A 12,038-nucleotide genomic window follows, 5' to 3' on the forward strand; every position below is an offset into this window, starting at 1 on the left:
TTTGAAGTGCGGGCTTTCAAAATCGTTAAAGCTCAACGTGAGCCGCTGAGCCAAACAACTATTTAACTACTGACTATTTAACGATCACATCACCTGACATTTCTGCCGGGATTGCGATACCAGACAGAGAAAGCATCGTTGGTGCTAAGTCAGACAGCTTACCGCCCTCTTTGAACTCAACGTCTTTGCTGCCCACGTAGATAAGTGGCACTGGTAGGTTAGTGTGTGCTGTGTGGATGCCGCCCGTTTCTGGGTTAACCATCATTTCTGCGTTACCGTGGTCCGCTGTGATTAGCAGTTGGCCGTCAGCTTCTTTGATTGCTTCAACCACTTTACCCAGACATTCGTCTAGAGACTCTACCGCTTTAACCGCTGCATCATAAACGCCAGTGTGGCCAACCATGTCACAGTTAGGGAAGTTACACACGATAGCGTCGTATTTGCCGCCTTTGATCGCTGCAACTAACTTTTCAGTTAGCTCTGGTGCGCTCATTTCTGGCTGTAGGTCGTAAGTTGCTACTTTTGGAGAAGCAACAAGTTGACGCTCTTCACCTTCGAACTCGTCTTCGATACCGCCATTGAAGAAGAAAGTAACGTGCGCGTATTTCTCTGTTTCAGAGATACGTAGCTGCGTTTTACCTTCCTTCGATAGCCATTCACCGTAAGTGTTCTCTAGAGAAGCCGGTGGGAATGCACATAGAAGTGGAATGTCTGCCGCGTATTGAGTCAGCATCACGAAATCGATCGCAGGGAACACGTTACGAGCAAAACCATCGAAATCAGGAACGAATGCACGTGTAATTTCACGAGCACGGTCGGCACGGTAGTTCATGAAGATAACCGCATCGCCATCAACGATAGCGGCAGACTCTTCACCTTCCGCTTTGATTTCCGTCGCTTTTACAAACTCATCGTTTTCATCACGAGCGTAAGCCGCTTCTAGGCCAGCAACCGCTGTATCAAACGTGAATTCTGCTTTTGCTTGAGTCAGCAGGTCGTAAGACTCTTGAACGCGATCCCAGTTGTTATCACGGTCCATTGCGTAGTAACGACCAATAAGCGAAGCCACACGGCCTTTACCTAGTTTAGCGAATAGCTCTTGGAAACGTGCCAGTGTGTTTTCTGCGCTACGTGGCGGTGTATCACGGCCGTCTAGGAATGCGTGTAGGTAGATTTTCTCTGCGCCACGTTCTGCTGCCATTTCAACAGCTGCGTAGATGTGATCTTCATGAGAGTGAACGCCACCTGGAGACATAAGGCCCATGATGTGAACCGCTTTCTCAGCTTTCACCGCTTTATCGATAGCGTTCACTAGCGTTTCAGTTTGGCCGAACTCACCATCTGAAATTGACTTAGTAATACGAGTAAGATCTTGGTATACCACGCGACCCGCACCAATGTTGGTGTGACCCACTTCAGAGTTACCCATTTGGCCATCAGGTAGGCCTACATCTAAGCCAGAAGCCGAGATTAGCGTGTTAGGTTGGTTAGCAATAAGACCGTCTAAAACTGGAGTCTTAGCGTTCGCGATAGCGTTGTCTTGGTTGTCTTCACGGTAACCGTAACCGTCAAGGATCACTAGAGCCATTGGCTTCTTAGCTGACATAGGACTGACCTCGTTCAATTCAAAATAAATCGGTATAAAAACAAATTAGCGTAATTTTACTACAGTTTACAGTCAAAACTGTAGTGGAAGATCAAGAAAGGGCTCAGGTAAGAGGATCGGATGTGAAAAAAAATGTCATTTTGTGTTTAAGGCATCTATGAAAAGTTAGAAATAATACAGCCCAATACATCGTTATAGCCATTCTTTATTATCATTAAATTACATACTAAAACCCAATATCACACTCAAAAAACAACGAACAAAACATACTCAACTGAGTGTACAAATTGATGGTTTTAACGTAAGCTACACGCAAATAAAATTATCATAAAAACTGGCTAGAGTTCATTATGTTATTAGAGCTATCATTTGTTGGCTTCTTCTCCTTTTCCTCACTCTTTTTGATGAGAAAAGTGGCAAAATCCATTGGCTTAGTGGATAAACCGAATGAGAGAAAGTTACACACTGGTGCGATCCCATTGGTAGGTGGTATAGCGATCAGCTTAACCATTGGCCAATTCATCGTTACCCATCCAGACGTCATCCCGCATAGCCCACTCTTTTTAGCTTCTGTTATTGCTCTTATTATTATCGGGGCGCTTGATGACAAATTCGACATTAGCTTCAAAATACGACTGGTGGTGCAAGCAATTCTCTCCATCGGCATGATGTATTTCGCCGACATTCGATTAGATAACATTGGTAACCTGTTTGGTACTGGCGACCTGCATTTAGGCTTCCTGAGCCCTGTAGTAACCATACTCGCAGTGATTGGCGCGATTAACGCGTTCAATATGGTCGACGGCATTGATGGATTGTTAGGTGGGCTTGCTATTGTAACTTTTGGCGGTATCGCCGTTTTACTTCAAGTCGACAGCCAACATGGCTTAGCGTATTTATGCGTGGTGTTCATTGTCGCAACCATTCCTTATATCATGATGAATCTTGGTATTCTTGGGCGAGAGCGTAAGGTCTTTATGGGCGACGCTGGCAGCATGATGATTGGCTTTACTGTGATTTGGTTACTGCTGGGCGCAAGCCAAGATCCATCAGAAGCTATGATGAGACCAATAACTGCACTGTGGTTAATTGCTGTTCCGCTGATGGACATGGCTGCCATCATGTTCAGACGCGTACGCCGCGGTGACTCCCCTTTCAAGCCCGACCGTGAACACCTACACCACATCTTCCAACGCCTTGGTTTTACATCGCGACAAACCCTGGCCATCATTTGTGCTATCGCAAGTAGCTTCGCTGGCTTCGGTATCTACGGAGAGTTCCTAGAAATTGCTGAATCGACCATGTTCATCCTGTTTATGATTTGTTTTGCTTCATACACTGTAGCTATGAGCTATGTTTGGCGCATCACCAGCTGGATTAGAAGTTTGCGTAACCTTCCAGAAAAAGTCTACTAGTGATTAACAGTGTATTAATGGCTTAGGTTTTCAAGTGAAGATGATTAAGAGCAAAAGCACTCAAGTCTAAAACTTCTCAAGCTAAACGCAAAAGAGCCCAATCTCGATATAAGATTGGGCTCTTTTTCTATATTTGTCTTAGTTTGAGCTATTGTAACTTAACTGCTTTAACTCTCTAATTTACCCAGCTAAGCACTGCGATAGTAGACTTGTCCGTTAACGACACATCAAACTATTTCGCTTCTAACTTCTTCCACTTTCTTACAATCTTCGCCATTTTAAACGAGTGTGTCATCGCGTAGGTGTGGAGGAAGAAACACACAACAATGGTGTAGAACATGATGTATTCTGGCACTTGGAAGTATTCACCCAATAACCCCAACGTTGAGTACACCAATTGCACCAAACAGATCACCACTAACGACTCACGAGGGGTAAAGCCGATACGCTGCATAATGTGGTGAAAATGCTCGCGGTCAGGTTTGAACGGAGAATGCCCTTTACGAACACGACGGATCATAATGGCCATCATATCAATCAAAGGCACTGCAATTAACCATAGGGCCGTCACTGGTCGAATCATGTAATGACCGTGTTCAGGTTGAGTACCTCGGATTAAAATCCAAATCACAAGGAAGCCGATCATCATGCTACCGGCATCGCCCATAAACACTTTACGTAGTTTGCCAAAATACCCTAAATTGAACAGAACAAAGGGTAATAAGATCACCACCATCACAGCCATAAAAAAGGTGTAAAACTCGATTTCATAAGCAAAGAACACCACACCCAACGATGCAAACACTACCATGCTTAAGCCACCCAGCAGCCCATCAATACCATCAACCATGTTAAAAGCGTTAATTGCACCGATCACAGCTAATATGGTAACAACATAATCGATGGCAACCGGAAAGTCCCAAACACCAAACCCAAACGCATTACCAACATGAGAAAGCGTTAGCCCGGTATAATGCATTACGATCAGCGTTAAGATTGCTTGCACACCCATGCGAAGTTTAAAACTGATATCGAAGCGGTCATCTGCCACACCGATCAGCACCAGTATCGTTAAGCACGTGGCGATTACCTCTATGTTATTGATTTCTGACGCACTCACGTAGAAGAAGTACAACAAGGTAATACAAAGGGAAATACCGCCCACCAAAGGGACCACACCCTCATGATGTTTTCTAGCATTCGGTTTATCAACTAAGCCAATGGCATAGCCCACTTTGCGCATGCAGTACAACACCGCCAAAGAAAGGAAGAAGAACAGAGAAAGTTCGACAAAGTATTCAAACAGTGACATTGGTTTAAGCCTTGGGGATGGTTAGAAAAAGGTAATTCAGTAGAACAATGAAGCGACGACAATAAAAAACGGCCATCGCGATTCATAAAATTTGGATTCACCACACCTTTTCAGTTGCTGTTTTATCCATTTCGGCTTTGTTACCTTTGAGGTAGACATTTTGATAACAGTAGTTCGTCGCCTCGATGTAACCATCGACACTGCCACAGTCAAAACGTTTACCTTTAAACTTATACGCAATCACACAACCATTTTTGGCTTGTTCTAAAAGCGCATCCGTAATTTGGATTTCACCGCCTTTACCCGGCTGTGTTTCTTCCAAAATATCGAAGATGTCCGGCGTTAAGATGTAACGACCAATGATCGCGAGATTACTTGGTGCAGTACCTTGCTCAGGCTTTTCAACCATATCGGTAATGCGAATCAGATCATCACTTAAGTGCTCACCGGCAATCACACCGTACTTGTGCGTTTCAGATTCTGGTACTTCTTCTACCGCGACAATAGAGCAACGGAACTGACGATACAAAGCGGCCATTTGTGCTAACACGCCTTTGTCATCATTAATGCAAAGGTCATCAGCCAAAACAACCGCAAATGGGTTATCCCCCACCAGCTCTTTGCCTGTTAAAATGGCATGCCCTAGCCCTTTCATTTCGCGTTGGCGAATAAACGTATACTGAGCCGAATCAATCAAAGAACGTATATCATCGAGTAAAGACTCTTTATTTGTACCTTGAATTTGGTGCTCAAGCTCGTAGTTCTTATCAAAGTGATCCATTAACGAGCTTTTACCACGGCCAGTAACAACGGCCATGCTGGTCATGCCCGCTTGAATCGCTTCGTCAACGCCATATTCAATCAGTGGCTTGTTAACGATAGGCATCATTTCTTTTGGCATGGATTTAGTGGCAGGTAAAAAGCGCGTGCCATAACCAGCGGCGGGGAATAAGCAGTGTTTAATCATTATTTAATTTCTTATGTTTTATTAACTGACGTATGTATAAAATATTGCGGATAGTATTGGAAATACCGAAACGAAGTGTCTCAACATCAAAATTGAAACAAGACACTATAGATATAAGAATTTTTTATTTTTATAAATGCAGGTATTTCCTAGAGGCGCACTTTAAGTACGCCCCTATAGAGAGTTACTTATTGTAAAACTCGCGGTACCACTGAATAAATTCAGCGACGCCTTCTTTAACCGTTACTTTTGGCGTGTAGCCCGTAGCTGCAAACAAGTCTTGTGTGTCAGCATAAGTTTGGTAAACATCACCAGGTTGCATTTCACGAAAGTTTTTCTTCGCTTCAACGCCTAGCTCGTCTTCAATCGCCTTCACAAAATCCATCAGGTTGATTGGAGAGCCATGACCAATGTTATACACCGCATAAGGCGCAGAGCTGGTTGCTGGAGAGCCCGCTTCTACTGTCCAATCGTTATCACGCGTTGGTACCACATCAGCGATACGCACCACCCCTTCAACAATGTCATTCACGTGGGTGAAATCACGCCACATATCACCGTTATTGTTGATATCAATAGTATCGCCATCGAGAATCTTCTTCGTGAAAATAAACGGTGCCATATCCGGACGTCCCCACGAGCCGTACACGGTAAAGAAACGTAGGCCTGTGGTTGGAATGTCATATAGGTGAGAATAACTGTGCGCCATGAGTTCATTCGACTTCTTAGTCGCCGCATACAATGAAACTGGGTGGTCGACCGAATCTGACGTTGCGAATGGTGTTTTAGCATTCAACCCATAAACAGAGCTTGAAGAGGCATAAACCAAGTGCTTCACTTTATTATGACGACACCCTTCTAGAATATTCAAATGACCAACTAAGTTCGAATCTGCGTAGGCATGTGGGTTTTCAATTGAATAGCGAACCCCAGCCTGTGCGGCCAAGTGGACCACTTGATCAAATTGCTCAGCTTCAAACAAACTAGCTACGCCATCGCGATCGGCGATATCTAACTGAACCAGTTTAAAACTGACATGTTGAATACGCGCTAGACGCGCTTCTTTCAAAGCGACATCGTAGTAGTCATTCAGATTATCAACACCGACAACCTGATGGCCTTTCGCTGTTAATTGCTCGACTACGGCACTACCGATAAAACCCGCCGCACCCGTTACCAAATACTTCATTTCTTATTCCTTAGTCTGAACCGAATAGATCGCGCGTGTACACTTTGTCTTTTACATCCGCCAATTCTTGAGCCATGCGATTTGAGACAATCACATCACAGCTTGACTTAAACTGTTCAAAATCCGTTAACACTAATGAGCGGAAGAACTCTTTTTCTTTCAGCTCTGGTTCAAATACTACTACTTCAATACCTTTTGCTTTTAAGCGTTTCATAATGCCTTGAATGCTTGAAGCTCGGAAGTTGTCAGATCCTGACTTCATCACTAAGCGGTAAATACCAACGCGTCTTGGGTTTCTCTTAATAATTGAATCGGCGATAAAATCTTTACGCGTAGTATTCGAATCTACAATCGCACCGATAATATTGTTTGGTACATCCGAATAGTTAGCGCGCAGCTGTTTAGTATCTTTTGGTAAGCAGTAACCACCGTAACCAAATGAAGGGTTATTGTAGTGCGAACCAATGCGAGGGTCTAAGCTGACGCCATCGATAATTTGACGTGTATCTAGCCCATGAGATTCAGCATAAGTGTCAAGCTCATTAAAGTAAGCAACGCGAAGTGCCAAATAGGTATTTGAGAACAACTTTACGGCTTCAGCTTCGGTTGAATCAGTGAACAAAATCTCGACGTCTTTCTTAACCGCGCCTTCTAACAACAGGTTTGCAAAAACTTTTGCACGTTCAGAGCGCTCACCGACTACAATACGAGATGGATGCAGGTTATCGTATAACGCTTTGCCTTCACGCAAGAACTCAGGTGAAAACATCAGATTTTCACATTCAAGCTCCTCTTTAATACGCGCGGTGTAACCCACAGGAACGGTCGACTTAATCACCATTACTGCATTTGGGTTAATCGCCATCACGTCCTTAATTACCGCTTCAACGGAAGAGGTATTAAAGTAATTCGTCTCTACGTCATAATCAGTAGGGGTAGCAATAACCACATAATCGGCATTTGAATACGCCAACTTTCTATCAAGTGTCGCTGTGAAGTTTAATGGCTTGTTCGCCAAGAAATCTTCAATTTCAGCATCGACGATTGGAGATAATTTATCGTTCAGTAATCTTACTTTTTCTTCGAGAATATCGACTGCGATAACATCATGATGCTGTGATAACAGCATCGCATTAGATAAGCCTACATAGCCTGTACCGGCAATTGCAATTTTCATTCTTCACCATTTAATATTTATTGTTGTTAACAATAAAAAATCCAGCACTCTGTCATATCGTATATGTATATAACTTTTAAATTATTTCAAATGCGATTTTTACCAAAGAGATAAGAAATAGCCTTAGAGAAATTAGATAAAAACGGAATGGAAAATATCAATATACGACTAAAAAAACTCTTAGGTGCTAACTCTAGGAAATTTTTTTTATTTAAAGAATACTCCAGAATTGATTTTTTCCACAAATTTATTAGTATACGATTACTTGGCGTAAAACTTAAAAGAGCATTATTACCATATTTATCTACGGGATCTTGAAATCCGGCCATACGACATATATGACAATATCTTGCTAAATCTGCATACAAAGATTGGAAATAAATTTTTGATGTACTACTGTTGACAGACCCAGCGACATTAATCATACGATTATAAAAAACCTCAGGTATTGTATAAAATTTACAGTGCGAACTCATTCTGCACCAAAGGTCATAATCTTGAGAAAACTGGAACTCTGCCCGATAACCACCAACTATATCGTAAATACTACGTCGAAACATAACTTCACCATGAGTGAAAAAATTAATCTCAGTGATCTCTTTCTCCACTGAGCCTCTAACTCTATGCCCAAACTTGGAAATAACCGAATTATTAGTAATATCTACGAAATTACAGAAACACCCAACAACACCATAATCTGAATTTTCATCTAGAAATTTAGACTGATTAATAAACCTATCCGGCAGAGATATATCTCCAGATCCGTGAATAGCAATAAATTCAGAGTCAATAAAGTCAATTGCATATTTAACAGAGTCAACAAAGCCTGTATTAGGCTTACGTAAAACAGTAACGCTCCCAGATTCGTAAGCTTTTAATTTGAGAAATGTGTTGTCTTTAGAGCCATCATCAATTAAATACAAATGCATAGATTCATCTAATTGCTCCACTACAGATTCAACTGACTTTTCGACACAAAACTCGCGGTTATAAAAAACAGAAACAATCGATATTTTTAACATATTAGTACCACAAGAACCCTTTAACTTCCTTCACATAATTAAAAAATTTAGAATCGAATTTATTATATTTACGATCAGAGGCGATCACTCTGAGTGCCTTAATAAAACCCCGAACATCTTTGCTAACTTTTAAATAAAATAAACCTCGTACAACAATACAGCTTACAAAAAGATAAAACGGGAAATAGCGCTTTGCCATTATAGAACGATTGACAAACGCTTGATAAGAAACTTGATTATTTGAAAATCGACCATCAGGAGACCGTTTGTGATAAACAACACATTCCGGCAGGTAAATTATTTTCCCACCAGCATTGACTAACCTGAATGACAAGTCAACTTCTTCGAAACCATATAGCCCAAAATCATCTGCATAATTACCTACAGTCAAACTTTTATCCACACTAATAGCATGTCCTGCGCCAATCATCACATAAGTGTTAAATGGTTTACTCATGTCAATATTTTTATTTTTATGTGGGATTTCGAATCTATTTTGAGTCTTAGTTTTATAGTCTATAATATTAAATGCTACCCCGTAAACACTAGGGTCAACCATCGCATTAAGTACTGAATGTATAATCAAATCGATATCAGGAATTACAACATCATCATCGAATAATATCATTATATCTCTAGATGCAGCTTTAGTTAGCCTTCTTCGTCCAGAAGAAACACCGTGATTTTTTTTGTCCCAGAGATAAACAAGATTAACATTGCTGTCAACAATAGTGTTATTTATATCTGAAAAAACATCCATATCTACATTATTATTTAAAACGATCAGCTCAACGTCCAACTTTGTTTTACAAATATCCTCGATAGTTTTAATCAACAAATCTGTTCGTTGGTAGGTAAGCAGGCCAATAGAAACGCTCATCAATAGATTCCTTCAAATTTTTTGTTAGTAGTAAGCTTGTTTAATGCAAGGATAAATCCTATCGACGCATAAAATATGAAACCAGTTCTACTCTGGTCATTTACCGCAGATGAAAAATAACTAAAAACTAGTGATAAGTAGTAAAATGAAAGCCCTAGTAAAACACCGCAGAATTTATAATCTTTAGCAAAATGAAAATATTTAGCAAGTTTCAAAGCTTTTGTAAATCCAATATACAGAAAAGAAAAGTGTAATAGGATACCTATAATCCCAAAACGGAGGAGATACATCGCATAAAATGACTCAGGATAGACAACATTCTTTCCAACCATGACACCAAAAATGGGAAGCTGTGATTGATAATTCCAAACCTCAATCATTTGATCATACCTGTTTGATATTGAAGGTGTCGAGTATATCAATCTATCAACATTTGACATGTCGAAATTATCGACAACAGTTTTTAATCCTTGATATAAATAAAAATAGTCTTTTACTAGTATCGGTTCAATCACAGACCATAATATCAACACTGAGAAAACAACAATCGCTATAATACTAACTGAAAAAAACCTTCCCTTAATCCATGGTATAAACATAGAGAACAAAGTAATTAACGAAAAAGCAAAAATAAGAGATATGATTGAGGTTCTACTCTGTGTTGATAATATACCTAAAAGATAGAAAAAAAATAATAATACATTTGATATTTTTTTGTCACTATAGAAAATCAAGAAGTAACTAACAAAAAGAGGAAGTAAAAGAAAAGATCCTAAAGTATAAGGACTAATGAATGATACTACAGCTTTATATTGCACTCCCCCACGCAAGTCTTTGTAGAGTGAATTAGCTATATTATTAAAACCGGGAAAGTGCGCTTCTAATATACCAAAAACATTCATAATAGCTGTAGCTAAAAAGAAGCTAATTAATAACGAACTCAACCCCTTCCGATTATTGATATTATTGTAAGTGAAATAATATCCAAAAAGAAAAAAAGAGAGAAAATATACTGGCTTAGCTAATTCAATTAAATCGGAACCAGATGTTTTATCAACACTCACTATCAATGCATATAATAACATTGAAAAGAAAGTAACTGCATATCCTAAAGAAGCCTTAGTTAACTTGCCATTCACCATCACGTAGAAAGAACATACACAAAACAATAAAATTGTGAAAACTTGCTCAAAAGCCAAACCAACATAAGAAATAAATTGTGGGAAAAAATATATCGTCAAAAAGTAAAAAAAATAGGACGGCTTAACAAGAGATAACATCAGCTATGTTTCCTTATTCCATTTAATATATAGAAAATCAAACAGTATAGAGAACTAGTAATACTAAGCTGTGCTATTTTCCTTAAAACTAAATACTGCCTTTTAATTTCTTTTAACTTATTAGAGGATAAACTATTTTTTTGAACTCTATAACTAGCCAAATTATAATTTACATTATAAGCAAAAATATCAAATTCTTTAAGTAATAATACCCATAACGCATAGTCTTCTTTGTATATATCAGGGATTTTTATATCAGATATTATTGATCTATCTATAACAACTGTAAGACAACCTATAGAGCATGTTTTTATAATATCAAAAAATCCAATTTTTTCTTGAGCTATGAATTCTTTTTTATTATTTTCAGAGAACATTGTATAATTTGAATATGTAAATTCACATTGGTTAGTCTTCATGAAGTTTAAATGGATCTCTAGTTTATTCTTTTTCCAAAGATCGTCACTATCCAAAAAAGCAATATACTGACCAAGTGCAATATCAATCCCACTCTGTCTAGCTCCACGAGCTCCTCTTGAATATATATTATCAATAACTTTTATTCGTGCATCGTTGTAACTATCAATGATTAACCTTGTTTCATCATTTGAACTATCATCAATAATTATTAACTCATATTTATCATATGACTGTTGTAATACCGAATCTATAGATTCTCTTATTGTATTTTCAGCATTAAATGCAGGCATGATAATAGAAACCAAGCCCTTTATAGTATCAATTTTCATCAAGTTCAGCTTTTAGTTTACTTAGTACGTTTTGTTACAATGGTATTTTTAGGTATACTTTTGCTTACTACAACGTTAGCTCCAATTACACAATCATCACCAATTGTAATATCCCCAACAATAACTGCACCTGCAAAAATCGTGCATCTATCTCCGATTTTCGGATAAAGCCCTTTCGCTCCATCCCCCTCCTTTGCAGCACCTAGTGTCACATTTTGAAAAATAATAACATCATTGCCAATAGACACTCCTTCTCCTATAACAACTCCAACTGGATGACGAAATGAAATCCTTTCCCCCAAAGTTACGTGTCTCGAGATGTAGCACGCATATTTTAGAGAAAATCTTTTTTCTAGAAAACGAGATATAAGAGTAAAACCAGAGCGGTTAAATTTTATATAACGATACAATTTACTCTCAGTTGAAATATTAAAAAATAAG

At 39.2% G+C, this 12,038-nt stretch carries 11 protein-coding genes; 1 reads left to right on the top strand and 10 read right to left on the bottom strand.

Annotated features, from left to right (window positions below; translation table 11 throughout):
- Positions 1 to 73 precede the first annotated feature (73 nt).
- Positions 74 to 1,606 carry a 2,3-bisphosphoglycerate-independent phosphoglycerate mutase gene (gene gpmM, locus AB4185_RS18025; RefSeq protein ID WP_017067156.1) on the bottom strand — a complete coding sequence of 511 codons (1,533 nt, stop codon included), beginning with the start codon at positions 1,604 to 1,606 and terminating at the stop codon, positions 74 to 76.
- A gap of 350 nt (positions 1,607 to 1,956) precedes the next feature.
- Here gpmM and wecA (AB4185_RS18030) point away from each other — a divergent pair, with 350 nt between their 5' ends.
- Positions 1,957 to 3,021 carry a UDP-N-acetylglucosamine--undecaprenyl-phosphate N-acetylglucosaminephosphotransferase gene (gene wecA, locus AB4185_RS18030; RefSeq protein WP_372122906.1) on the top strand — a complete coding sequence of 355 codons (1,065 nt, stop codon included), beginning with the start codon at positions 1,957 to 1,959 and terminating at the stop codon, positions 3,019 to 3,021.
- Positions 3,022 to 3,253: 232 nt separating this feature from the next.
- Here the strand turns inward: wecA (AB4185_RS18030) and wecA (AB4185_RS18035) are convergent, their stop codons facing one another.
- The 9 genes from wecA (AB4185_RS18035) to AB4185_RS18075 all read right to left on the bottom strand — a co-directional run.
- On the bottom strand, positions 3,254 to 4,333 hold the full coding sequence (gene wecA, locus AB4185_RS18035; RefSeq protein WP_372135721.1) for a UDP-N-acetylglucosamine--undecaprenyl-phosphate N-acetylglucosaminephosphotransferase: 1,080 nt from the start codon (positions 4,331 to 4,333) through the stop codon (positions 3,254 to 3,256).
- A gap of 97 nt (positions 4,334 to 4,430) precedes the next feature.
- Positions 4,431 to 5,300, bottom strand: coding sequence for a UTP--glucose-1-phosphate uridylyltransferase GalU (gene galU, locus AB4185_RS18040; protein WP_372135722.1), 870 nt, complete (start codon positions 5,298 to 5,300; stop codon positions 4,431 to 4,433).
- Between the two features lie 184 nt (positions 5,301 to 5,484).
- On the bottom strand, positions 5,485 to 6,489 hold the full coding sequence (locus AB4185_RS18045; protein WP_372135723.1) for an NAD-dependent epimerase: 1,005 nt from the start codon (positions 6,487 to 6,489) through the stop codon (positions 5,485 to 5,487).
- A gap of 10 nt (positions 6,490 to 6,499) precedes the next feature.
- Positions 6,500 to 7,666: a nucleotide sugar dehydrogenase gene (locus AB4185_RS18050; RefSeq protein ID WP_372135724.1), complete on the bottom strand. Its 1,167-nt coding sequence runs from the start codon at positions 7,664 to 7,666 to the stop codon at positions 6,500 to 6,502.
- A gap of 86 nt (positions 7,667 to 7,752) precedes the next feature.
- Positions 7,753 to 8,688, bottom strand: a complete 936-nt coding sequence (locus tag AB4185_RS18055; protein WP_372135725.1) for a glycosyltransferase family 2 protein — start codon at positions 8,686 to 8,688, stop codon at positions 7,753 to 7,755.
- Position 8,689: 1 nt separating this feature from the next.
- The gene (locus tag AB4185_RS18060) at positions 8,690 to 9,568 is read right to left on the bottom strand and encodes a glycosyltransferase family 2 protein (protein ID WP_372043215.1); all 879 of its coding nucleotides are present in this window, start codon (positions 9,566 to 9,568) and stop codon (positions 8,690 to 8,692) included.
- Positions 9,568 to 10,848: a hypothetical protein gene (locus tag AB4185_RS18065; RefSeq protein WP_372043214.1), complete on the bottom strand. Its 1,281-nt coding sequence runs from the start codon at positions 10,846 to 10,848 to the stop codon at positions 9,568 to 9,570. Before AB4185_RS18065 ends, AB4185_RS18060 begins: the two co-directional genes overlap by 1 nt.
- Positions 10,848 to 11,597 carry a glycosyltransferase family 2 protein gene (locus tag AB4185_RS18070; RefSeq protein WP_372135726.1) on the bottom strand — a complete coding sequence of 250 codons (750 nt, stop codon included), beginning with the start codon at positions 11,595 to 11,597 and terminating at the stop codon, positions 10,848 to 10,850. Before AB4185_RS18070 ends, AB4185_RS18065 begins: the two co-directional genes overlap by 1 nt.
- Positions 11,598 to 11,614: 17 nt before the next feature.
- A partial coding sequence (locus tag AB4185_RS18075; RefSeq protein ID WP_372135727.1) for a serine O-acetyltransferase occupies positions 11,615 to 12,038 on the bottom strand: 424 nt, incomplete at its 5' end.

The sequence above is a fragment of the Vibrio sp. 10N.286.48.F5 genome (assembly GCF_041469785.1).
In the GTDB taxonomy this organism is placed as follows: domain Bacteria; phylum Pseudomonadota; class Gammaproteobacteria; order Enterobacterales; family Vibrionaceae; genus Vibrio; species Vibrio crassostreae_C.